This window comes from Microbulbifer maximicatervae (SeqCode) (assembly GCF_052467225.1).
In genome coordinates this window covers 2,625,682-2,651,055 of record NZ_CP174303.1, presented here as the reverse complement: position 1 = coordinate 2,651,055, position 25,374 = coordinate 2,625,682, and the positions used below count along the sequence as shown (strand labels likewise).

17 protein-coding genes are annotated in these 25,374 nt (G+C 46.4%); 4 read left to right on the top strand and 13 right to left on the bottom strand.

Annotated elements, in window-relative coordinates; all coding sequences use genetic code 11:
• Window positions 1-3 precede the first annotated feature (3 nt).
• Together ACJJIZ_RS11685 and ACJJIZ_RS11680 are read right to left on the bottom strand one after the other, a co-directional pair.
• Complete coding sequence (locus ACJJIZ_RS11685; protein WP_444913490.1) at window positions 4-1,152, bottom strand: type III PLP-dependent enzyme domain-containing protein; 1,149 nt, start codon at window positions 1,150-1,152, stop codon at window positions 4-6.
• A 92-nt stretch (window positions 1,153-1,244) separates the two neighbouring features.
• Window positions 1,245-2,720, bottom strand: a complete 1,476-nt coding sequence (locus ACJJIZ_RS11680) for a class I adenylate-forming enzyme family protein (RefSeq protein WP_444913489.1) — start codon at window positions 2,718-2,720, stop codon at window positions 1,245-1,247.
• A gap of 881 nt (window positions 2,721-3,601) precedes the next feature.
• Between ACJJIZ_RS11680 and ACJJIZ_RS11675 the strand changes: the two genes are divergently transcribed.
• Complete coding sequence (locus ACJJIZ_RS11675) at window positions 3,602-5,134, top strand: DUF1254 domain-containing protein (protein WP_413665405.1); 1,533 nt, start codon at window positions 3,602-3,604, stop codon at window positions 5,132-5,134.
• Between the two features lie 22 nt (window positions 5,135-5,156).
• On the opposite strand, the gene ACJJIZ_RS11670 is transcribed toward ACJJIZ_RS11675, so the two are convergent.
• Entirely contained in the window at window positions 5,157-6,194 is a 1,038-nt protein-coding gene (locus tag ACJJIZ_RS11670) for an AraC family transcriptional regulator (RefSeq protein WP_444913488.1), read from the bottom strand.
• A 115-nt stretch (window positions 6,195-6,309) separates the two neighbouring features.
• Here ACJJIZ_RS11670 and ACJJIZ_RS11665 point away from each other — a divergent pair, with 115 nt between their 5' ends.
• On the top strand, window positions 6,310-7,839 hold the full coding sequence (locus ACJJIZ_RS11665; RefSeq protein ID WP_444913487.1) for a flavin-containing monooxygenase: 1,530 nt from the start codon (window positions 6,310-6,312) through the stop codon (window positions 7,837-7,839).
• Between the two features lie 750 nt (window positions 7,840-8,589).
• On the opposite strand, the gene ACJJIZ_RS11660 is transcribed toward ACJJIZ_RS11665, so the two are convergent.
• The gene (locus tag ACJJIZ_RS11660) at window positions 8,590-9,558 is read right to left on the bottom strand and encodes a DJ-1/PfpI family protein (RefSeq protein WP_444913486.1); all 969 of its coding nucleotides are present in this window, start codon (window positions 9,556-9,558) and stop codon (window positions 8,590-8,592) included.
• Window positions 9,559-10,199: 641 nt separating this feature from the next.
• Here ACJJIZ_RS11660 and ACJJIZ_RS11655 point away from each other — a divergent pair.
• Entirely contained in the window at window positions 10,200-11,141 is a 942-nt protein-coding gene (locus ACJJIZ_RS11655) for an IS1595 family transposase (RefSeq protein WP_444913485.1), read from the top strand.
• Window positions 11,142-11,236: 95 nt separating this feature from the next.
• On the opposite strand, the gene ACJJIZ_RS11650 is transcribed toward ACJJIZ_RS11655, so the two are convergent.
• From ACJJIZ_RS11650 to ACJJIZ_RS11610, 9 genes are all read right to left on the bottom strand, one after another.
• On the bottom strand, window positions 11,237-11,653 hold the full coding sequence (locus ACJJIZ_RS11650) for a hypothetical protein (RefSeq protein ID WP_444913484.1): 417 nt from the start codon (window positions 11,651-11,653) through the stop codon (window positions 11,237-11,239).
• 93 nt (window positions 11,654-11,746) lie between these two features.
• The gene (locus ACJJIZ_RS11645) at window positions 11,747-12,004 is read right to left on the bottom strand and encodes a DddA-like double-stranded DNA deaminase toxin (RefSeq protein WP_444913483.1); all 258 of its coding nucleotides are present in this window, start codon (window positions 12,002-12,004) and stop codon (window positions 11,747-11,749) included.
• A gap of 75 nt (window positions 12,005-12,079) precedes the next feature.
• Complete coding sequence (locus ACJJIZ_RS11640) at window positions 12,080-12,340, bottom strand: RHS repeat-associated core domain-containing protein (protein WP_444916204.1); 261 nt, start codon at window positions 12,338-12,340, stop codon at window positions 12,080-12,082.
• A gap of 374 nt (window positions 12,341-12,714) precedes the next feature.
• Window positions 12,715-14,559: a hypothetical protein gene (locus ACJJIZ_RS11635; RefSeq protein WP_444913482.1), complete on the bottom strand. Its 1,845-nt coding sequence runs from the start codon at window positions 14,557-14,559 to the stop codon at window positions 12,715-12,717.
• Window positions 14,560-15,236: 677 nt separating this feature from the next.
• Complete coding sequence (locus ACJJIZ_RS11630; RefSeq protein WP_444913481.1) at window positions 15,237-16,463, bottom strand: phytanoyl-CoA dioxygenase family protein; 1,227 nt, start codon at window positions 16,461-16,463, stop codon at window positions 15,237-15,239.
• A gap of 39 nt (window positions 16,464-16,502) precedes the next feature.
• The gene (locus ACJJIZ_RS11625; protein ID WP_444913480.1) at window positions 16,503-17,729 is read right to left on the bottom strand and encodes a phytanoyl-CoA dioxygenase family protein; all 1,227 of its coding nucleotides are present in this window, start codon (window positions 17,727-17,729) and stop codon (window positions 16,503-16,505) included.
• 68 nt (window positions 17,730-17,797) lie between these two features.
• Complete coding sequence (locus tag ACJJIZ_RS11620; protein ID WP_444913479.1) at window positions 17,798-19,804, bottom strand: alkyl/aryl-sulfatase; 2,007 nt, start codon at window positions 19,802-19,804, stop codon at window positions 17,798-17,800.
• Window positions 19,805-19,980: 176 nt separating this feature from the next.
• Window positions 19,981-21,135: an acyl-CoA dehydrogenase family protein gene (locus ACJJIZ_RS11615; RefSeq protein WP_413665396.1), complete on the bottom strand. Its 1,155-nt coding sequence runs from the start codon at window positions 21,133-21,135 to the stop codon at window positions 19,981-19,983.
• A gap of 254 nt (window positions 21,136-21,389) precedes the next feature.
• Complete coding sequence (locus tag ACJJIZ_RS11610) at window positions 21,390-21,899, bottom strand: Lrp/AsnC ligand binding domain-containing protein (RefSeq protein ID WP_108732847.1); 510 nt, start codon at window positions 21,897-21,899, stop codon at window positions 21,390-21,392.
• Window positions 21,900-22,040: 141 nt separating this feature from the next.
• On the opposite strand from ACJJIZ_RS11610, the gene putA reads away from it, so the two are divergent.
• The gene (putA, locus tag ACJJIZ_RS11605) at window positions 22,041-25,187 is read left to right on the top strand and encodes a bifunctional proline dehydrogenase/L-glutamate gamma-semialdehyde dehydrogenase PutA (protein ID WP_444913478.1); all 3,147 of its coding nucleotides are present in this window, start codon (window positions 22,041-22,043) and stop codon (window positions 25,185-25,187) included.
• Window positions 25,188-25,374 lie beyond the last annotated feature (187 nt).

Sequence of the window (25,374 nt, the reverse complement as noted above, 5' to 3'; positions counted from 1 at the left end):
GATCTACTCCACCAGATAAGAGTTCGGAGCCGGCAACTTGAGGAAAGGTGCTACGGTATAACTTGCGTTATAGGCACCACATCCATCAAATATGACTAAGTCCCCTTCTCGAAGGTCAATATTGTTGACTTCCCCAATCACATCTTCCTTATTGCAAGAAGTGCCCACTAAAAGGACTTTCTGCCCCTCATCATTCCCTTTTAGAGGAGTCCCATTACGCAAAACATGAGGTTGCTGGAATCGTTTAAAGGTACTTTCCGTTTTCGCCAACAGAAAATTTTGGGCCATTCCCCCATCACAAACGGCGTACTTGTCACCGTTAATGGACTTTTTATAGCGAACTTCCGTGACGAAATAACCGGCTGAGCCCATAATTGCTCGACCACTCTCGTGAACTACCTTGATATGATCTGGAAATTCAGCAATCAAATTTCTATATTGCTCAAAATCAAACTCCTGCTCTCGCCAATTGGGGTCAAACCCACCACCTAGATTGGCTAATGACAGAGGGTATCCCAGTATTTCCTCAAACTCATAAACAACTTGTAAGGCCACTTTGGCAGTATCGAAAGCACCTTTATTAAAGGAGTATGAGCCCCTGAACAAATGAAAACCTAAAACTGGAATCTCATGTTTCTTGCAAAAATCCAAAGCCTCAAGGCAGCCATTCCAGTCGAAACCAAAATGATCTTTTCTTAATCCCTTTTGATTCCTATCAAAGTGGCTCAAGATTGAGGGATTAAGCCTTAAAACGACAGGGTTTACTGGCCGCCTTGCCTTCAACTCCTCAACCAAAGCTAATTGATTCAGATTGTCGATAATTAAATGGCACTTACTCGCAATGGCAGCGCGTATAAAGGCCTTATCTGCCGATGGGTTATTGACAAATCGGGGACTATTCCCTTTGGGAAGTAGATTTAGTTCGCCTATAGATGCAATCTCAATACCGTCTTCAAAGATGTGCCCACAACGAAGTATTAAATCAAGGCAACTATTGGCTTTTAGAGAGTATATCAATCCCGTGCCCAGCGCTTCCTTCAGCTGCTTGTAGTTATCGTGAGCAGTTTTAACGGAATAAATATAACAAGGTGTAGATAGCTGTTTCTTGTTTTGGCCCAACTGTTGAACCAACGCATCTGACAGTGCACCCATAACTCCCCCAAGGGTTAAACGTATCGTTTATATTTTTATTAAGTTAGCGTTTTATGTTTTAGGCGGGATCCCGCCTAAATATACTCAGATCATTAGGCATGGACTTGTAAATCCTGTTCTAAGCGCTTCCTATCGACCTTGCTATTAGCGGTTAATTGAATTCCATCAACAAACCTGATATCTCTAGGCATGTAGTCAGTATCTATGTTCGCTTTCAGCCAAGTGCGAAACTGCTTCTGATTGTCAGCGGTATTCTCATGAAGCTCCACAATACAAGTAGCCACTTCATTCTCGAGCTTATCTTTAGTGCCAATGACTGCATTGATGTGCACCAATGGGCACATATCAATATGATTTTCCAAGTCCTTTGGAAACAGGCAAAATCCACCTTGTTTTATTAAGTCTTTTGAACGCCCTTTAAAATAGAAAAAGCCATCCTGATCACGGGTAAAAAGGTCTCCCGTCGCCAACCAATTGTCGTCCCTATATCTGCCCGAAAAGATTTCTGCACCACCTTGAGCCGCCGGGTTATAGTAGCCTTGCATCACTGCCGTCCCACGAACATAAAGCTCACCTACCTCATCAGCTTTTGCTTCTCTAAATTTACTGACCTCTGAGTGAGGTATAAATATACGTGCATCCAGGCCAGGGATCGGCTTGCCAACTGAACCCATCTTTTCTTCCCAAAGCTCTGGCTCCAAGTACAAGGCTCGCTTGCACTCAGTCAAACCATACATAGAGAAAACATTTAGACTTGGGCAGTACTCTTTCCAGGCGCGAATCATGTACTCAGATAAATGGCCCCCAGTATTGGTGATACTGCGCAGATTGCTGAGATCAGGTTTAACCAAACCCACCAGCTTGACCAGGGCAGCCCCCATTGCTGGCACTATCGGAAGAACAGATATATCCCGCTCTGAAATCGTTTTAAGGGCTTGTATGGGGTTAAATGGTTTGTCGTAGAGGATAGTTGTACAGTTGCTATATAGCGCAAATAGTACCTGATAAAGACCGTAGTCAAATGATAAAGGGGATAAGCACAAAATTCTGTCCTGTGCTGTCAGGCCCAAATATTGGGATATTGAGGCCAAGGAGGTCAGAATATTTTGATGGGTAAGCATAATGCCTTTTGGCTTACCAGTACTTCCTGAGGTATAGATCACCAGAGCCAGATCTACGCCTGTGACCACTGGAATAGAAGACACTTCAAACTCTGAGCATTCCTGCTGATAATCGGGCAAGTCCTCAATTTTTCCAGCACGCCATATCGCCTTGGCATTACAGTCTGAAGCGATCATTTTAATTGAAGAATGGCTCAGATCCCCCTTTGCAGGTACAACCACCAACCCCATCTTCCACGCCACCAACATAATGGCGACCGCCTCTATTTCAGACTGAGTACACACTAAAATGCGGTCGCCAGCACTGAAACAAACTTCTTGATTTGTAAGTGAGAGCCACGCATCCTCACAGTGAGCCGCGGTCAAAACCTCGCCATCCAGATTTTCCAGACGACCTTGCCAACATTTTCCCACAACTTTCTCGAACAGGCTGGCAAGAGAAAACATTTTTAGTCCATTTATTATTCTAAGATTTTTGATCTAGTCCGAATAAGCCTAAAAAAAACTATTCAAACCGGCTACATGGGACGATCATTTTATAAATCGGATGACCCAATAATGACAAGCATTTTCTGTAAAGCTTATGACAACCTCTTTATCAATCCATGAAAAGTTTCATCCTGTTAGAAATTATTCGATCTGACTAAACATTACAAACATTCCAAAAGACAAATAAATCAAGAAGTTAATAAACCCTTTTTCCGATCTCGCACCACTACCAAGTAAAAAAATAGGCAATGAAAAACCAATTTATTCAGGATTTAATTCCACTAAATTACCAAAAAAAAGAAAATAATTTTTTTGGTAGTAAAACCCTATAAAGCCCCAAAGATTTGAACCGAATGGTCACAAAATAGGACGGGCAAATATTAAAAATTAATCAAACTTATTTTCTGAAGGTGGTTTTTGAGAACCATGAAACCTTGAGAGGTTCCTTTTACAAGTGATCGGCTACCGGCGCTGAAAGCCAGATAAATATTTGAATGCAAGTTAATGCAATAATTTCGATTACAGGGGCCAAATCAGTAGCGGCGTGAAATTACTGACTTCAAGTAAACCTTTAAATCCAGGTCTGCCAGACAAAACACGGGCGCCAGCCTAAATGTGACAGACCAATAATTACAATAAGATTGACCTTTTAAATCACCGGCCTCACCAGATCAAAATTAAGCCAAACTTATCGCTAAAGATACCCAAGTTACGCCTGGAGATAGCCATCTTTATAATCCGGCAGTTAACACAAAAAATTGGCACGAAATAACCCCAATAGAGGAAGCAATACCACACACTTACGTATCACGCACGCCTTGCATATAGAGGTAGCTATTTTGATTCGATTACTTCAGTACGCATTTGGGTCTGTCGGAATTTTTCTTCTGTTAACCAGCTCTCTGCCGCTTTGCGCCGATTTACATCCAGAGACTCTGAAATCAATCAGTACGCCAGATAAGGTGGACAGTAGTATTGGCACTCTCGAATTCCGCGATGGCGCTCCCTACCCCCAGACCGCAGAAAAGCTCTACGACTATTTGGATCATATGCGTGCTGTGGATAGTTTCCTCAAGGGAATTCAGGGAGCATCAGTACATGCTCTGATGAAAGGGGGAAAAGAGCTTGGCGCTAAGTCTGCCAATGAAGTCTTAATTTTCGATCGATTAATGAACTCTGAGTCTCTTTTTCTCACAGGCAATACTTCGACTATCTATACGCTGGCTTTTTTAGATCTAAAACGAGACGGACCAACTGTGTTTCACTCGCCGCCCGACGTTATGGGCGCGTTTAATGATGCCTGGTTCCGCTTTGTTGAAGATATCGGCTCCTCTGGCCCGGATAAGGGGCGCGGGGGAAAGTTTCTGTTACTGCCACCAGATTATAAAGGCAATATTCCCTTCGGCTACATTCCCATCTACCCTCGCTCCTTCCGACTGTGGGTGTTTATGCGCTCGCCAAGTAACCAGCCTTTGCCGGAGGCCGTGCAAAACATCAAAGACAACTTGAGAATCTACCCCCTGGCTCAAAAAGGTAACCCGCCAAGGATGGTCTTTATCAGTGCGTCTGGAAAGGCTTTCAACACCATCCACCCCAATGACTATCAATTCTATAAGCACCTTAATGAAGTAGTTCAATACGAGTGGGTTGGGATGCTTAACCCAGAAACTCGCGGCCTCTTTGCCTCAATAGGCATTGAAAAAGGAAAAGCCTTCAGTCCAGATAAAAGAATGACCAAAATTCTTACGGACGCAGTTGCAATTGGTAATGGTATAGCCCGCTCAATTGTTTGGTACCCACGGACAGACAAATCCCTCTCCGATATCAAAATCTACCCAGGCACAGATAGCGCCTGGGTAATGGCGTTTCCCGGCAAGAACATCTTCTTCAATGGCCCCGATGGCAAAACCATTAATAGTGACGCTCGAGTCAGCTACTTCTACCCCTATACCGGTGTCAGCCCAGCAATGACTGCAATTGAACCTGGCAAAGGTTCTGATTACGCCATTGCCTTTGTCGATGAAAATAAAGAACCCTTTGACGGCTCTAGAAAATACAAATTGCACTTGCCCCCCGATGTACCGGTCAATGCCTTTTGGGCAGTGAATATCTACGACAGCCAAACGCGCTCGATGTTAAAAACCAGCCAGCCCTTTCCCGCAGTAAGCAGCCAGTCGAAAGGGATAAGACAAAATTCCGATGGTTCTTATGACGTTTATTTTGGACCCAAGGCGCCAAAAGGGTTTGAGAAAAACTGGCTGGAGACCCTACCCAACAAAGGTTTCTTCGTAATCTTGAGACTGTATGGGCCCTTGGGGCCATGGCTGGAGAAAACCTGGCGCCCTGGGGAAGTGGAGCCTACTGAATATTGAAAGAACCGCCCCCTACAGGCTTTTACGGAGATTCTGGCCGCCCCACAATTGCGCTGCCAGCAAGGCGTAAGCGGTGATTCCGGGGAGTCTCCGCAAACCAACGTCGACAAGCTCGCTGAAATGTACTCTGCTCGGAGTACCCCAACAAACCCGTAATCTGCCCCAAGGCCAGATTCGGATCGGATAAGTATCGAGTCGCCAGATCCCGCCGCACGTTATCCAATAGCTCTTCGAACCTAAGCCCTTCCGCAGCCAGGCGGCGCTGTAAAGTTCTGGGGTGGAGCTTGAGCGCCCCTGCCACATTACCAAGCTGAGATCTGCCGCTGGGCAGTATTTCACTGAGTAACTGTCGAATTTCTACAGTTAGAGGAACGGGCAGCGTCGCACTCTGCTGCTCCAAATGGTGAATGGCCAATCGCTCAACCACTGGATCGGCAGACTTCAGTGGTGTATCCAGAAATGCAGCTGGGAAGTCCATCGCACAATAGCCCGAGCTAAACAGAACCTCACACCCAAAGAAATTGCAGTAGTCACCCTCTGCCATTTGAGGGCCATGAGGCAGCAGTACGTTTTGCGGGCAACACTCAGTCTCTACCAACATCCGTATCATCGTCAGCGTATTTCCCAGCACCTGCTCCCGGATCTGGCGATAGCTATTGAGAGCTGGGTCCTGCCAATCAAAAACAATACGTAGTACTTCTCCCTCACTTAATGGTTCCAGTTGCATACTGAGGGATGAACTATGAAGAGAAAGAAAGCGCCTAACGGATAGCAAGGCTTGCCGTGGAGTGGCCGCGTTGCATGCAACTACACCTATCCCACCCAAGCGGTCCACCCCTTGTCGCGATGCGAGGCACAGCCCCAAATCGGGGCGATCTAACCGGCGTGCTGCAGTTTCCAGCAGGCGCGCGACCTCAACAAATGATACCAAGCGGGAATCCGCCGGGCTGATATCACAAGGCATACCGAACTCGGCCAAGAAGGCTTCCCCCCCGCCCCCAAGCTGCTCCACGAATTCACTGAAACCGGAAAGAACACTGACTCGTACAAGGCTACCCATAACTTGCTCCCCATCTTTGTGGCGCGGAAAGACAATTATTTGTCGCAATCTAACAATAAATCATGGGCACATCTACCCAGTCTATAAGGCATAGAAATTTGCAGGGATAGGGATTGTGAAATCGACTCATTTCGATGTATTAATTATCGGCGCGGGACTCTCAGGCGTAGGAATGGCTTGTCATTTGAGTCGCGAATGTCCCAGGCGCAGCTTCGCCATTATCGAGCGGCGGGCACAAGTCGGCGGTACCTGGGACCTCTTTAAATACCCGGGCATTCGATCTGATTCCGATATGTACAGCTTCGGCTATGACTTCCAACCCTGGTCCGGCGAGAAAATACTCGCGGATGGCCCATCTATCCAAAAATATATTGAAACCACCGCAGAGCAATATGACGTTAAAAAGAGAATTCACTTTGGAATAAATTTAACTACGGCAAACTGGTCCAGTACAGACCGAGCTTGGACTCTGGAAGGTCACAACACCGAATCTGGCAGCCCAGTGAGATATACCTGTAGTTTTCTGATTGCCTGTACTGGGTATTACGACCATAAAGAGGGCTACTTGCCGCAATATCCAGGTATAGAAAACTATCAAGGAAAACTGATTCATCCCCAACAGTGGCCAGAAAATCTGAACTACCGCGGCAAGCGTATTATCGTGATCGGCAGCGGCGCTACCGCTGTTACCCTGGTCCCCTCGCTCGCAACCACCGCCCAACATGTCACCATGTTGCAACGCTCCCCAAGCTATATCATTTCAGTTCCATCTATCGATAAAATCTCTCGTGTACTATCAAAATTTCTGCCAGCACCCTGGGTCCACAGACTAGGACGCTGGCGCAATATCAAATTGCAGCGCTGGATTTTTAAAGCTGCTAAGCGCTGGCCTAACTTTATTAGAAAGTTACTATTAAAAGATGTAAGAAAAAGCCTTCCAGCTAATTACGATCTCAGTCACTTCGATCCCAGTTACAACCCCTGGGATCAACGTCTCTGCGTTGTACCCGATGGGGATCTGTTCTCCTCAATCTGCTCAGGAAAAGCTTCTGTTTCCACCGGTGAAATAGAAACCTTCTCAGATAAAGGTATCCTGCTTAAGTCAGGGCAACAATTAGACGCAGACATTGTTATCAGTGCGACCGGATTAAAGTTACAAGTTCTAGGAGGTATCAAGCTCTGTATTGATGGTGCACCGGTAGCAGTCAATCAAAAGCTGACTTACAAAGCAGTACTAATGGAGGGGGTTCCTAACATCTCATGGGTATTCGGCTATACCAACGCCCCCTGGACTCTTAAAGCCGACATTACTGCTCGCTATATTTGCCGCCTATTAAAATACATGGACGCACATAACTTTCAGGTGTGTACAGCGATAGATAGCGAAGGCAGTGCTGAGCAAGGTTCGGTGATGAGCAGCCTGGACTCTGGCTATGTAAAACGGGCAAATGGAGAACTTCCCAGACAAGGTAAGCGCTATCCATGGCGCCTGTTAAATAACTATGAGGAGGACTGTAAGATACTCCTTGATTCAGCGATTGAGGATGAATTTTTAACTTTTTTGCCCTATCAATTTGACACAGAGAAAACTCAAAAGACACAAGATAAAAACAACACATCCTCTATCGAAGTAAGCAGTATTTAAATTTCAGGCAGCATTAAGAATGCGAGCCTCGGCTCGCTTCTATTTTACCTTTCATTAGGTATGACGGATATAGATACTGCAAAAATTCCTAGCTCCAAGCCCAGACTAAAACCCCAAAGTGAACAACCGCGATCAACATTATTTGACCTAACAGTCGCGCCTCACAAAAAAGTAACAAACACTTCTAATTAATCCGTCACCGATGCCTTCTAGGAATTCGTTACGGGCTTCACGAAACCATATAATCTTGGGGTAGCAAATCCGAATATTAGGTCACCAGACAGGATGGCTTATTGTGAGAGCTGTGAGTATTTTTTTAATTTTGTCCTCGCTATCAATAGCTTCAATGGCGTCTTCTGTAAGTATACAACTAGAAAACTGGGACAGAATTTGTCAAATTCAAGTTACCGGCGGAAAAAACCCGTCGTTCACAAATTTCCAAACTTTTAATAACATTAAAAGAGGCTGGTCAATTTCCAAGCCCTATCAAATATGCTATCGCCGGAATGAAGAACCTTCCCGATGTCATTCAAAAATGACGATGTGGCGGTGCAAACGGTATGTTCAATCTGAAGACCAGAAAGCAAATACTTTTCCTATATTCTAGGTTTTATCGTCTCCACCTTTACCTTTAAAAGTTTCGCCTAGCCACACGACAACCAGATATCGCCCGCGCTACAACTGCACAAAACAAACCTTAAAGTGGGAATTGGTTAAAAAATTCGCACACCTTTAATCAAAGCTACCAAATTATGACGCTTGATCTAATATACTGAACTTAATCACCCAAGGATTAATATCAGAGGGAGCAACAAAGTCAACTTGCAATACAGTACGATTATCAGAAAACTGATACACCCATTTATTGTCAATAGACTTACCCTTCCTCCACTCGGGATTTTCTTTCATTTGCTCACTTAACCAGGCTTTTACAGTTTTCACATCACCAGAAAGCTGAAACGAGGTGTACCATTCTTCCCGGCTACCATAGCTATACTCCTTAGAAACAAACTGAATTGACTCAGGCAAGTCACCAAGGTTTGGCATGATTTTATCCGCCATCATCCCCCGGATATAGCCCCCCTCTGGTATCCACAGGTACTCAATCTTCGCTGCGACACTTTTGGCTTTTTCAATCGTATCAACCTTGCTTACCAGATATAAAGCGCCGTCTATACCAGATGAAAGGCCAGCTGTAGTAATAAACTTGCCGTTATCAACAAACTTTTTATTCTTTACCAATTCAACATCTGAGAAGTTCTTCTCGAAAGAATCAAATGCTCCGCGAATGGTGGTTGCTTTCTTACCATCCAGGAGTCCGGTACTCGCCAAAATAAAAGCACCGTTACATACCGATAGAACATACTGAGCCTGTTTGGACTGCTCTTTAATCCACTGCAAAACTTCCGGGCTCTCCATTGCTTCATTAATACTGCCCCCTGGGATAATTACTGCATCAAATTGATTATCCTGATCAAAGCTGGTATCTGGAGCCACCTTAAGCCCCATGGCTGAAGTAATGGTTCCACCATCTTCCGAAACCGTTGTCAAACGATAATTAGCTTGCCCAAAAACCTCATAAGGTCCAGCATAATCAATGGTTTGTGCACCATCGTACAACAATATTCCAATATGAAAGGCATCTTTAGACGTGGAGTGAGCCCAAACCATATTGCTTAAAAGTAGCGAGTATAGGGTAGCCCAGATTAAAGATCGCATGGCTATTTCCTTTTTATCTTTGGTGAGTACAGATATATGCTTAAGCGCTTATCGGATACCTCACGCAAAGCCCAAACATATAAATAAGGTATTTCTAGGGAGTACAGTTAGAATTGTAAGCTAGTGAATTTGGTCACAAATGACATAAAGTCGACAAATTCAGACATCGGCGGTTAGATGTAACAAATACTTTGTTAGTGATGATATTCAAATTAGATACTGGCTATTTTTGTATACTTTCTATTGCATTAGATTTCTTCTCAGCAAGGCCGCGATATCCAAAGTCAACACTGGGTTAAAGAAACGCCTAACTAAATCTACAAGCTAGAGTGTCAATAAAAAACCAAACCAGGCGATTTTGAGAAAGCCGCTTCAAGTCTTACCAGGTAAAAAAATCCTTTCCTCTCAAGCACCCTATGCCGGCCTCACCCCCATGCAGCCATAAAAAAATCATCACAAGAATCAGATTACATCTAGATCTAACAACGTATTCGCCAAGTAATCTGAGGCCGGCAATCCAAACCTTCTGCCATTTACATGGCGACGACCGTCTCAATAAATTACCTAATTACCACCCTTGCTAAGTCACGGTTAACTGTATTTAAATACAGTTAATCGGCTGATTCATAAGGGAATAGATCATGGCTCGTAATAAGGTGCAGTTCCAGAAAGGTATTAGTTTGACCCAGTTCCTCAAAGAATATGGTACCGAAGAGCAGTGTTTCGAGGCTCTCTGCCAATGGCGTTGGCCAAACGGATTTTCTTGTCCTCACTGTGGTTATGACAAGTATTGTCATCTATCTCACCGAAAGCTCAAACAATGTAATCGATGTCGGCGCCAGACATCGATCACTTCCCGTACGATCTTCGATTCCACCAAGTTGCCCCTAACTACTTGGTTCCTTGGGATTTTTCTCATCACCCAGGATAAGAAAGGCATCTCTTGTATGGAGTTATCACGTCATTTGGGTATCTCATACAACGCAACTTGGCGAATGAAGCACAAACTAATGCAGGTGATGATGGAGCGAGACCTCCAATACAAGCTATCTGGTTTCATTGAGCTGGATGATGCCTATCTCGGGGGAGAGCGTACAGGATGCAAACCCGGGCGTGGGGCTAAGGGCAAAACGCCTTTTGTGGCTGCGGTCGAAACCACCAAGGAAGGACGGCCAACACGTATCAAGCTCTCTATTGTCAAGGGATTCAGGAGCAGTGAAATTTCTGCCTGGAGCAAAAACCACCTCTGCAACGGCAGTACAGTGATCTCTGATGGTCTTGCGTGCTTCAATGCCGTTACAGCTGCCGGATGTGCACATGACAAGATCGTTTGTGGTGGCGGTCGGAGTTCCGTTGAGGAGCCTGAATTTTATTGGGTGAATACGGTTCTCGGTAATTTAAAGAGTGCTCTACGTAGCACCTACCATGCAATTAGGCCGAAGTATGCACAGCGGTATTTGGCTGAGTTCCAATATCGATTTAATCGGAGATTTGATTTGTCAGCACTTATTCCCCGACTTGCCTTTGTCTCACTTCGGACACCACCGATGCCAGAAAGGTTACTGAAAATTAGCTTAGCATAGGTGGTAATTAGGATAAATTATTTATTGAACACCTCTATATCAGATGGAAATTTCACAATATGTATTATCATCCAGATTTAGTAGACCTTTAATATTCAACAATATCCAACATCCCCCTCAATACGAAAGGGGAAAGGGGAAATATCTACGCCCTCACAAAGCCTTTTCATCAACTCTATCACTTCATATTCCGTCAAGATTGCCTGCAAAGATATAAGTGATGGGCATCCAGAGATCAACACCTCCTCATAGATACCATCATCACCTAAACATAAAACCATATTCTCCTTATTTACTTTATCATAGGCAGTTACAAACCAACCTTTAACTTTACTCTCCCCACTCTGAAATAATGCTTGAACAAGGAACTCACCACCTAACACAGCTCCTTTTAACTGCACTTCAATCTCAGAATGCTCAACTTTTCCAGACTCAATATCACTCATCGAACTGAAAAGATTTTTAACAGACACATTCTCTTTATTAAAATAAGATATACATTTAATTTTCACTAACTTTACCTCCATTCAAAACTCAGGCAATAAAGTGACAAAACCTCTATGTCCAATATTTCCCATGGGTAATGGGTAAGTTACGAAAAGCATCTACCCCTCCCCTAACAACTCTTGCTCACTCGTATCCATTCCCTGCCCCCTACAAAATTGACAAGGACCTCCAATATAATTGATATATACATGAGCCACACTAATATTGTTTTCTTGCATGATTGAGGCGGCATGTCCTTCAACATGTTTCAAAGCAATTTGTACGTCTTCTGACAAATCAACTTCGCCATAATCATATACTCCAGTTGGAAATGGTCTGCCACTTTTTAGTTGGTATTCTGCACCATTAATGTCCAAGATTCCTCTTGTAGGGTCTACATTTTTCATAGAAGGTAAGTTTGGATGAACATGACTTGAAGGATTTGGCCTTACTCAAGAATCATTTCCACTTATGTTTACACTGTCATAGCTATCAGCATGCAACCCTAATGGATCTATCCAACTCAATGAGTTAGGTACATACCGATAATTATTCGCTCCTCCCAGCAAACCAATCGGGTCCTGCTGGGTAAACTTCCCTATCTGCGGATCATAGTATCTAAACCGGTTATAGTGCAGCTCTGCCTCTCCATCAAAGTACTGCCCCTGGAAGCGGATCGGTTGCTCAATTTGATTCTTATGGGCTAAGGCAATATAGCTGCATAGCTCACTCTTTATTGATTACAAACCAGCCATGCAACATTCCTTTGCTGCCAGCTCAAAGTAAAATAAAATTCACTAGAAATACTCTGTCATTTCCAAACGCAGTCTCCGCCACCCAAGGAGTCGCAACTTCCGCTACCACTGCCGACAAAACTTATTTTCCAGAACAGGAAAGCCGCGCGATTATACTGAGGGGAAATCAGGAAATGGGTTACACAGGCGCACAATAAAAATGATGCACCCTATTGTAATGGCACGTATACATGAGTTACGGAAACAACTTGAAGAGAGGGGGATAAATTACTAAAGATATACAGGTATAATTTAATTTAGGGCAAGCCTAAGCTTACCCCAAATCAGCACAATTAATTTACACTGTCAGAATGATAAACAATTGCCTGCCAAACATTTTGTTGACCACCTAAATAATTATCCAGGGTAGGACTCTTAATATAGCTCCAGGCAACTTTACCATTGCCCAAGTACATAGGCTCATCCAAACCTCCCCAACCGTAGTCAGTCAATTTTACCGGCCCTTCAAGGACATTTAAGTCTGCATCAATCTCCATTACATAGTAGGCTTTTGGCACCAGCATACGCATGGCATCACCACCCTTATTGTAACTGCGATTGTACGAGAGGTTGTCGGAGATACACTGGAACTGCGCGTAACCAAATAGATAACGGCCATTTTTCAGATCAACCAGCTGGGGATCACTAATTTGGCAGTCGGAATCCGTTGCCAGCCATTCAATACCATTGCCTTCAATACTGCCTTCCCCATCAACTTTTGCAATACCTACACGTGTCAGGGAAGTAGTATCCAAGGCATCTCCTGAATAGAGGCCCTGTCTGGAAATTACGGGATATTCACCACTGTCGATATATGAGAAGAAGCAATTACGAATGCCGTTATCAGCACATTGCTCATCGAAGGGCCCATCACCACTAATATCGATGCCCAGCTCATCCTGTAAGAACATATCCATGTTCGCATCTTCAATATACTTCGGGGATACAATAACTGAGAGGTTTGTATCGGCATCAACAGGAACAACCGTATGGCCACCGCCGTTGGATATCATTGCACTTGTCGAGGGAACTAAATGATTATAGGTGCCTTCATAAACAGAAGATCCACTGTCCTCCATTTTAATAGCGATCGCATTCAGGCCCGGGGATGGATAATATTTATTTCCGTCGCTGGTACACAGAGCCCCGTACATCTCATTCCCTGGATTATAAAAAGCTCGAATATTCAGAACATGGCCATGGCCACACGCCCAGTACCAACCCCGGTGATCATCCCCGGAGAAGGACATTGACCAGTCATCTCGATTGATAATCGTCAACCCTGCCGAATAATGCGAACCGCTAACAAGAACACGAGCAGTTACGGAAAATGCATAACTTGTACGCCCCTGGCTATCATCCTCTACATACAATAACTCCTGAGTCCCCAAATGAGTGCCGCCATGCATTTTATTGACAACATAAGCATCTGGAGTTTCAGTGATAGGCTTGTTATCCCATTCCATTAGCCAGATCTGGTCATTATACTTCTCCTCATTATCGGTACCTGCAACACTGTCAAGATTATCTTCAATCTTCATCCAGGTTGTACCGTACTCTTCTACCAGATCTTTCTCGATATCATATCGCTCACTGGCCTTATACTCGGTATTACATAAAACAGCGACTCTGGAGCAATCCGAACTGGCCGTAATACCATGTGACTCATAGCACTGATTCAGAATGGTGGCGTTACCAGTCTGCTCAAAGCTCATGGTATCAGGGTTATATTGAAGCTCGTAAACTGACCCATAGGTTGTATCAGAGGCACTATTCCCCTCTGACAAAGTAGTAGATACATACATTTTTGGCTGGTCAGTATCCGTTGCACAGGAGGCCGTATAGCTACGGATAGGAATATCAATATTTTCCTCATCCTGTTCACTATCCGTACGGCCAATATAGTGGGCCAGCTGGTAAACCTCCTGAGCATTTACCATTGCATTAGGCAAGGTGATATCTGTAGCGGTAATTGTCGCAAACCCGAGTTCAGCTGTTGACACATCTCCAACGGTTACAGTCGATGGATCATTATCAGGCAATGAGGAGCCATCCCCACTACTACCTGACCCGCTTCCACCTGAACCACTTCCTCCATCTTGATTACCCCCACTACTATCATCTCCACCGTCGCTCACAGGTGGTGAATCGGAGTCAGAATCTGACGAACCTCCCCCCCACCACAAGCTGCGAGTGCCGCAGTTAGTGCAAGTACCAATAATTTCTGCCCGAATAACTTTTCCATAATCGCCTTAAGTGCCGTGTTTTTTATTTTGGAGTTAGGTACTGTCCAAAATATAAGTTCCGGACAGTCATGAAATGCAAAAGTGGGCGGAATTTTAGCGGGGACAGAATTTTATTCTGTGCGTAACTTAATAAAATGTGAACAAAATAGGGAAGATCAAAAAATGAGAAGTCCAACACTGACTATAGCCTTAATACGATATAGCGGGCTGGTTGGGGAAAGCTAGATAGACATTATTCAAAAGGAAGCCCCTTGCACATCTGTGCCCACAGAATTTTAAACTAACAAACCCACAAAATAAGACAAAAAAACCAGACCTAAAGAAAGATGCAGCTGAAAACACCGTGCAGCATCAGCCACCCACCTGACTTTCGTGGAGCCAACACATCAAACAGTCTTGAAGCACTTTCGTTGAAGAAAAATCGATTCGACAGAACAGTACAAATTGAATACTCATTAGATGACAAAAGTGGTAATCGAGGGTTTGCTCCTAATGGACAGGATATTAAAATTTACTCCCAAGTATAATTACCATTTTAATAATAGTAACCTACATAGAGCACAGTAAGGCTAGTCCTCCAATATCTTGTTATAACCAAAAGAATCCTTACCATATACTTGGAAGTTACCTACCTCTGGAAGCTCATACTCCACCATTCCCTCTGCTGTCGAGTATATATCCTTCCCCCCAGGTGCAACCCGCACATGATTGGCTGTGCACCTTCCCACAAAGGAAAACCGAGAATTACTTTTACATGTATTTGGATATGATGCATGCATATTTAGCGACGAAAATACAACACACTCTCCAGGTTTCATTTCCAAATCTTTGACTTTAAACTTATCAAAGAAATCCTCTCCCAAAATTTTTGCCGCAGTGAGAAAAATTAACATAACTTTGGTGAAAATTTGCCCAAAGAGAATTATTTTAAAAACATTAAAAAAATATGTGAACGAAAAGGGAAGTTGTGCAATATAGAACAATTTGTTGTCTTGAGCAAAACTGTACAGAAAGTCCATTCTTGCATCGCCAAAAGATCCAGGCAAAAATCTTAAGCAGCCATTTTCAACAGTAGATTCTGATAAGGCAACCCAGGCAGTAAGCTGGATAACCGCAGGGTCAGTATCCTTTGTAGGTTGCAGTTTTGCATATTTTCCAGTTTCTCTAAAAGTTGCATTTTGATGCCATATAGTACCCTCAGCACCCGGGAACTTATCAAAAAACTGCGACCTCCAGCACATCACTTCTTCCCCCAACAAACTGGCAAGCTTATGTGACAGTTTTGGATTCCTTAGCAACTCCCTAAAAGGCCTCATTCTAAGGGCCTGGTAAAGCCCCGCACTTTCAATCTGCCATTGTCCGTGCCGCTTTTCTATCTCCCTTATTTTGCTGCCAATATAACTTACCCCCTCAAAGTCATCGGCAAACGCTTCCTCTGCCTCTCTACGTAAACTCTTAGCTTGCTCCTCTGAGACCAATTGGAATGGAGGTAGATAACCATTTTTTTCGAAAAAACATATCTCTTTTTCTGTTAAAAAACCATCTTCACCAGCATCTTTGGAGACATTATCCCTTGGGATTGTCACTGTAAGATCTCTGAGCCTAACCAATTCATCAAACAACTGTTTCTTTTTTGCACCGCGCCATGGGAGAATTAACAGCTTATACAGTACAACAACCATAATCATTAAAAAAATTTGTACGACCTGTATTTTAGAGATGGCAAAATCTGCGGCATCTCCCATAGAACCAAATCCCTTCAACATTTCTGAAAAGGTACTATCTCCATTCGCCATCTGCTTTCACCTCTTTTAAACACTTGACACTACCACCTATTAGTCTCGCATTATTTTGTTATACCCATAAGAATCATCGCCATATATTTGAAACGAACTAACCTCAGGCAATTCATACTCAACCAATCCCTCAGCACTAGGGAATCTATCTTTACCAGAAGGCGAAACCCTTACATGAGTTGTGGTGCATCGCCCAAGAAAAGAGAATCGGCAGTCATTTTTTGTTATATTCGGATAAGAGGCATGCATATTTAAGGCAGAAAAAATTAGGCACTCCCCCGCTTTCATCTCAACGTCAAGAACCTCAAATTTATCAAAGAAATCCTCCCCCAAAATCTTCACCGCAGTAAAAAACACCAATGCACTCTTTGCAAAGATAGAGCCGTAAAAGCCAATTTTTGCTATGGCATATAAATTAGAAATTGAAAATGGGAGCAATGACAGATAGAAATATCTGTTACTCTGTATATATTCATATAAAAAACTAATTCGGGCATCAGAACACGATCCAGGAAGCAATCGCAAGCAGCCATTCTCATGAGTAGAATCAGAAAGCGCTATCCATGCATTCAACTGAATCATCGCTGGATCTGTGTCCAGGGTCGGCTGAAGTTTGGCAAACTTCCCAGACTCCCTAAACGTGGCATTTTGATGCCAAACTGTCGGTCCAGTATCTGGCAGTTTATGAAAAAACTGTGTCCTCCAGCAAATCACTTCATCTCCCAGTAAACTAGCCAGGCGATGTGCTATTTTCGGTTTCCTTAAAAGCTCTCTGAATGGAGCCAGTCGTAAAGCCTGATAAGTTCCAGCATCCTCTATCGGCCAATTGCCATATTTAAGTTCAATATCACGAACTTTATCCCCAAGAAAACTGATTCCATGGAAATCTTTATCATACTCCTCCAAAGCCAGGTCTTGTAACTCAGCAGCCTCCTGTTTTGAAATCACGGAAAACGGGGACAGATAACCGTTCTTTTTGAAAAAGCTTAACTCATTCTCATTTAGGAAATACTGGGTTTCGGAGTTATCCCCTGATATTGGATCAGGTAACCGAAGCGGCAAGTTCTTCAGTGACTCCAATTCTGCATAGAATGCTTTCTTTTTCCGACCTTTCCATGGCGCAATCAAAAACCGATAAGCAATAAATACAGCAATAGCAGAACAAATATGTAATACTCGAAACCAGGAAACATAAAAATCGGCACTTTGTTCCAGTGTACCGATTCCTTTTAACATCTCAGAAAACGTTTTTCCTTTCTCTGCCATTCCTGCCTCCTTGATTCAACCTCGCAATACATTTGAAGGTATCCATTTATCGCAAAGTTAGCCCAAGTTCAAAAATCTTTCGGTACCATCTTATCCATAGGCTCAGGCGTAACCAGGTTCCACCAGAAATCAAACCGGTCCATTAAAGAAAGTAATGTCTTCAACTCTCCCGCATCGCCCTCAATTTTGATTTTCCCGTCCTCAATCTTCTCCTGAATAGATGCACTCCCCAAGATGATGTCATTGAGGTCTGAGCGGTTTATCTGCACGCTACTGCCGGGATTCTTAACAGGAGGCCCGTAGTTCAGTACCGCATTCTCAAGCACAAGCGCATACTTTTCTTTTACGTCCGGCATATTGATATTGATGGAGAGCTTTTTGCCAGTCGCTTTTGGGCCGTTGAGTCGAATTCCCAGATAATCAAAAATCAAACCAGCCGGCATACTGCGAATAGTGTCCGGGCTCGCAGTCAGAGGGACAGGGTATCTCTGGATACCATCCCGCAACTCCCTGGCACCACTTAAGAAAAAATTTCTCCAGGTGCCATTCTCCTGCTGATAACCCAATTGCTCTAACGCATCTGCCAATAGGTCTCTTGCTGCACGATTATTAGGCTCTGCGGAAACCAATTTATCGAGCACCTCCGCAACCCAGCGGTACTCTCCTGCCTCATAGTCTTTCTTTGCTTGCTTGATAATATTGGCGGCCCCGCCCATATACTCGACGTACTTTATTCCCGCGGCCGTCGGTGGCATTGGATACAGGCGAGCGGGATTGCCATCAAAAAACCCTAAATAATAATTCCATACCGCACGGGTATCGTGATTTACACTGCCGTAATAGCCGCGATTGGCCCAATATTGTGAGAGCTCTGGGGGCAACTCCATCAGCTCAGCCGTTTGAACCATGTTGTACCCGTGATTGGCTAATCGCAGGGTTTGATCGTTGAGGTACTTGTATAGGTCTCGCTGCTTTTTCAGGTGATTCACCACATTCTCTGGTCCCCAGGTTGGCCAGTGATGGGGTGCAAACAGGACTTCGGCTTTTCCACCCCAGCGCTGCACGGTTTCATTGAGGTAGCGAGACCAGTCACGAGCATTTCGGACCTTTGCTCCCCGCAGAGTGTAGAGATTATGCAGCGTGTGGGTTGAGTTCTCAGCAGCGGTTACGGCTTTCAGTTGAGGAATATAGAAGTGCATTTCTGCCGGCGCTTCAGAGCCCGGAGCCAACAAAAATTCAAAGATAAGCCCATCCAGCTCCAAAGTTTGCCCGGTCTCAACAATGGAGTCTGTCGGTTCTATCAGTGTGATGGTGCCAGTGGAGGTTTCAAGACCGAGGCCAGCCCCTAAGGTACCTTTGGGATCTTTAGGGATCAGGTTCCCGTACATAAAACTGGCACGACGCGCCATATGATTTCCTGCAAAGACATTTTCACTAACAGCTTCAATCAGGAAATCTTGCGGGGCTATTACCTTAACCTTGCCTGATTTTACATCTTCTTCATCGATAACACCGCGAACCCCCCCATAGTGGTCAACGTGACTGTGGGTGTAGATCACAGCAACGACAGGCTTGTTTCCGCGATGCTGCCGATAGAGGTTTAACGCTGCTTCAGCCGTCTCGGCAGAAATCAGCGGGTCCATAACAATGACCCCGGTATCGCCCTCAATAAAAGTTATATTGGAGAGGTCCGCACTGCGAACCTGGTAGATTCGCGGTATCACCTCATAGAGACCGCCCTCCGAAATTAATTGCAGTTGCCGCCACAGACTGGGGTTGGCACTGTCAGGAGCCTCTTTATCGCGAGCAAATTGAAATTGCTCCAAGTTCCATACCGTATCGCCTTTGCTGTTTTTAATAACACCATTATTTGGTAGAGGAGCAATAAACCCCCGCTTTACATCCTCAAAGTCCTTCCGATTTGCAAAGGGGAGCTCTTTCAGTACAGCCTGGTTTGATTTCATTGTGACGACACTGGCGGGATTGGGTTCTTGCGCCATGATACTTACGGTCGTTAGCGAACAGGCAAGGAATACTAGAAATAGCGAAAACAGCGGCAGCTTGTTAACGTTCATCAGTTGTTTCCTTTCCATGATTCGCAAAGTGATGCGGCAGAGTCCCTTGTAGAGGATAGGTAGGAAACTATTAAGCGGACGGGTATTTATGCCGGCATCAGGAGAATAACTGACAAATTTAGGGGGAAAGAAACAAAAAAGCCGGCGAAGAGCGCCGGCTTTTTTGTCATTAAATATTATCTGACATCCAGTAAATGCCTGGCAATAATCAGGCGCTGGATCTCACTGGTACCTTCGTAGATTGTAGTGATTCTCACATCCCGACTCATACGTTCGAGTGGATATTCACGGGTATAGCCCACACCACCGTGCATTTGCAGAGCTAAATAACATGCCTCGTTAGCCTTCTCACTGGCGAACAGTTTGCCCATTGAAGCGGCAGGGCCAAACGGCATTCCGGCATCTTTCTGCCAAGCGGCTTGCAGCAATAGGAGTCGCGCACCTTCCATCTCAGTATATTTATCGGCAAGCTGCCATTGCAGCCCCTGGAACTCCGCCAGTTTTTTACCAAACTGCTCCCGCTCATGCAGATAAGCCCGGGCACAATCCAAAGCTTCAAAGCCGATACCCAGCGCCAGGGAGCCAATACCGATTCGGCCTCCAGCGAGCTCGCCTGCAGCAATGCGAAAGCCGCGATTTTCTTCACCCAAAAGATGGGAGGCAGGAATACGGCAATTGTCGAAAGAAACCTCATTGGTAACAGAGGCTTTCTGTCCCATTTTCTCTTCGGCCTTGCCAATCACCAGGCCCGGTGTGCCGGCTTCAACCAGGAAGCAGGAAATACCTTTGCCTTTAGGCGCGGAAGAATCTGTCACCGCCCAAACAACAAAAATACCAGCAAATTCGGCGCTACTAATAAAGAGCTTGCTGCCGTTAAGAACGTACTCATCACCCTGCTTCTCTGCACGGGTGCGCATAGAGGCCGCATCCGAACCGGAACCGGGCTCGGTGAGACAGAAAGAACCTGCGGGGTATTCTCCACTACAGATTTTGGGGAGGTATTTTTGGCGCTGCTCTTCCGAACCTACCGCCTGAATAACCTCTGCCACCATGTTGGTTACGGAGGTGGTCGTTGCAACAGAGGCACAGCCCCGCGCCAGCTCGGCGATCGCCAGGGAGAATGCGACAGTACCAGCACCAGTACCGCCGTAATTGGGATCAATATTGATTCCCATAAAGCCCAGCTCTGCCAATTGCTTGAGCTTTTCCAACAAGAGCTCTCGATTACCGGTCTTGTCGAGTTCGGCAGCAATGGGTTTCAGTTCACTGTCAGCAAATTGCTTTGCCGCATCCTGAATCATCTGCTGTTCTTCGCTCAGTGAAAAATCCATACAGTACCTACTTATAGTTATTACGGACAAATCACACGGCACCCACCTTGGTACCGCATCGCTATGCCGAGCATAATAAAAACCGCGCCGACAATGGTTGCCAATTCCATCTGTTCATCCATGAAATCAGCAATCAATCCCTATGATTGAGGCCTGAGGAGAGAATTCAGATTCCTACCCAGGTTCATAAAAAAGCCAACCAGCAAAATCGCTACAGTTCTCTCACTCCGCACAGGATATTTGACTGCGCTCAATTAGCGCCGCGAACCTTTCACACTGGGTTCTGGGTCCGGTACCGCTACAGCGGTATCAGTCTTCACTTCCTCCATCACCACATAAGTGTGGGTTTCCCGTACTCCCGGTACGGATGCCAGCTTTTCACCGAGGAAGCGACGATAACCCAGCATATCCTTAATACGAATTTTCACCAGGTAGTCAAAACCACCGGCAACCATATGGCACTCCTGGACCTCCTCCAGTCCAGCCACATGCTCATTAAAGGCTTCCAATGCCTCAGTCGCTGTATTGTTCAGGGTCACTTGGATGTAGACCACCAGGCCCGCATGAACTTTGAGCGGGTCGAGTAGCGCTACATAGTCGCGAATAAATCCTTCCCTTTCGAGCCGCTTGACTCGCTCCAGGCATGGGGTGGGACTAAGGTTAACCCGGCGCGCCAATTCCACGTTCGGCAAGCGGCCGTGACGTTGCAGAATTCGCAGTATTTGGCGATCAATACGATCAAGATCTTCCAACTGTCGAGACATTACAAAATACCCTACTGGTAATCACGCAATTAGGCGTGATATTTAACCACAACTCGCAACATTATGGCGATTAATTCTAACGATTTTCGCACATAATCCGGTTTTTTATTCTGACCCTAGATATAGAGCTTGGGAGACGATATGTCGACAAACTTCGCCGGAGACCTCCAGAATGCCCGAGACCGGGCACGCGAGTATTTGCACGCCGACGAAAACCTCTGCGTGAGCGAGCTGCTGGCTGCGCCACGCCCCAGCGACGAGATGCGCAAGAAAATTCTGAACACCTCGCGCGCACTGGTTCACCATTCGCGACAGCAGCGCAGCAAGCGCGGAACGCTGGACGCTTTCCTTCAGCAATTCGGCCTTTCCAATAAGGAAGGGGTTGCATTGATGTGCCTGGCAGAGTCCCTGCTCCGGGTACCAGACGCCGATACTGCCGACAAACTAATCGCCGAGAAAGTGCATTCCGGCAACTGGTCCAGCCATCGTGGCCAGTCCGACTCCCTGTTTGTGAACGCCTCAACCTGGGGCCTGATGCTCACCGGCAGCGTGGTGGAGCTGGACCCGGATATCACCGAGCGTCCCTCCCACTGGATGAAACGCCTGGTTAGCCGTATCGGCGAGCCCATGGTGCGCACCTCCATGATGCAGGCCATGAAAATTATGGGTGGCCAGTACGTACTCGGCCGCACCATCAAGGAAGCCCTGAAACGCGGCCCCAAAGAAAACCTCCCAGGCACCCGCTTTTCCTTCGACATGCTGGGCGAAGGCGCCCGCACTATGGCCGACGCCCACCGCTACTTCGATGCCTATATGATGGCTATCGAAGAGATCGGCAAAGACAACACTCAGCGGGATGTGGTTGAGGCCAACGGTATTTCCATCAAGCTTTCCGCCCTGCACCCCCGCTACAGTGTGCTGCAGCGGGATCGCGTAATGGACGAATTGCTGCCCCAGGTGAAGCGACTTTGTGTCGCCGCAGCCCAATACGATATGGGCCTTAATATCGACGCAGAAGAGGCAGACCGCCTGGATATCTCTCTGGATATCTTCGAGGCGCTCGCCCGCGACCCCGACATTAAAGACTGGCAAGGATTGGGCTTTGTACTCCAGGCCTACCAAAAGCGCGCCCCCCATGTCGCCGACTGGCTGATTGCCCTAGGCCGCGATACCGGCCGCAAGCTGATGGTGCGCCTGGTTAAAGGCGCTTACTGGGATAGTGAAATCAAACACTCCCAGCAAATGGGCCTGCCGGACTACCCGGTATACACGCGTAAATGCCACACCGATCTGTCATACCAGGTCTGTGCGAAAAAACTGTTGGAAGCTGGCGATGCAATCTATCCGCAATTTGCCACCCACAACGCCTACACCGTCGGGCTGATTCTTGAGCTGGCCAATGGCCGCACCGACTTTGAATTCCAGCGCCTGCACGGCATGGGCCACTTGCTGTACGCACAAATTGAAGCGGTACACGGCAAGCGTGTGCCCGTGCGCGTCTACGCACCCGTGGGGGCACATCGTGACTTACTGCCCTACCTGGTTCGTCGCCTGCTGGAAAACGGAGCTAATAGCTCCTTTGTTAACCGCTTTATGGACGAGGCAACGCCGGTTGAAGCCCTGGTCCAGGACACCCTGGAACAAAGCGAAGCCTGCAACCCCTACCGTCACCCGCAAATTCCTGTCCCGGAGAATATTTATATGGGCGCAGAAGCCTTGCCACGGAAAAACTCACACGGCATCGAACTGACTGACCCTCTCTCCGTTGATCCCCTGCTGAAAGAACTTGAGCAGCAACGCGAAAAGCACTTCCTCGGTGGCCCTATCGTCAACGGCACCATGGGCGAAGCGGAAGAACCGGTTTACAACCCGGCAACCGGCGAAAAAATTGGACACACCGCGAATACTGATAAGCACCTGATTGAGCAGGCCTATGCCTCTGCCACTGAAGCGCAGATCGACTGGGATCGCCAGGGTGGAAAACACCGCGCGGATATTCTCGACAGAATTGCTGATCTCTACGAAGATAAAGCCAATGAACTGGCTGCAATTATTTGCATTGAAGCGGGCCGCACCCTAAATGATGGCATTAGTGAAGTGCGCGAAGCTATCGACTTCTGCCGCTACTACGCCAACGGCGCACGCCAGCATTTCAGTGAGCCCACCGAACTACCAGGCCCTACCGGTGAACAAAATCAGCTGTATTTGAGTGGCCGTGGCACCTTCGTGTGCATCAGCCCTTGGAACTTCCCCCTGGCAATCTTTACTGGTCAGGTAGTTGCTGCACTCGCCGCCGGTAATGCCGTACTGGCCAAGCCCGCAGAGCAAACCCCCATCATCGCTGCACACGCCGTGCGCTTGATGCTCGATGCCGGCGTGCCGCCAAAAGTACTGCACTTGATCACAGGTACCGGTGCCGCAGTGGGCAAACTGCTGATCGAAGATCCCCGCCTTGGCGGTGTAGCCTTCACCGGCTCAACCGAAACCGCACGCCTGATCAACCAGCAGCTGGCAGCGAAAGAAGGTCCGATTGTACCGCTGATCGCCGAAACCGGCGGCCAGAATGTCATGGTCGTAGACTCCACTGCCCTGCCCGAGCAGGTGGTAGACGATGTAATTCAGTCTGCCTTCCTCAGTGCCGGTCAGCGCTGTTCCGCTCTGCGTATCCTGTGTGTACAGGATGTCATCGCCGATAACCTGCTGAATATGCTGAAAGGCGCGTGTGAAGAACTGACCCTCGGCGATCCCGGTAAACTGGATACCGATATCGGTCCGGTTATCGACGAAAAAGCCCTCGGCATGCTGGAATCCCACCGCGAGCGCATGGCGAAAGAAGCCAAGCCGCTATTTGCATTTGAGGAAGCGAAGAAGCCCAGCGAAGGCACCTTCTTCGGCCCGCAGGTAGTAGAGATTGAAGACTTCTCCGTGCTCAGGCGCGAGACTTTCGGACCCTTCCTACATGTAGTTCGCTTCAAGGCAGACGAGCTGGAAGACGTAATCCGCCGCATTAATGCCACCGGCTACGGCCTCACCTTCGGACTGCACTCCCGCATCGAAGGCCGCGCCCACGCGGTATTCAAGCGTATCAACGTCGGCAACTGCTATGTAAACCGCGATATGGTTGGCGCAGTAGTAGGTGTTAACCCCTTCGGCGGCCACGGCCTATCCGGCACCGGCCCCAAAGCCGGTGGCCCGCATTACCTATTCCGTTTCGCCAGCGAAAAAACCAAAACTATTAACACTGTTGCCACTGGCGGTAACACTACACTGTTTACATTGGGGCAATAAGCTTCGATAAAACAATGAGAGAGCGGGCTTTTAGCCCGCTTTTTTGTGGAGAATTATTTCGCTAACCACCCACAAAGTACCAACTCCAAACTTCCCTTTCCCGTAAATTTTTCAGCCCCTGTAAATTAATCGGATGAATCAAAGCAATTACTTCAATTTCAACCGCAGCCTTTTGCAGCAACAAGCC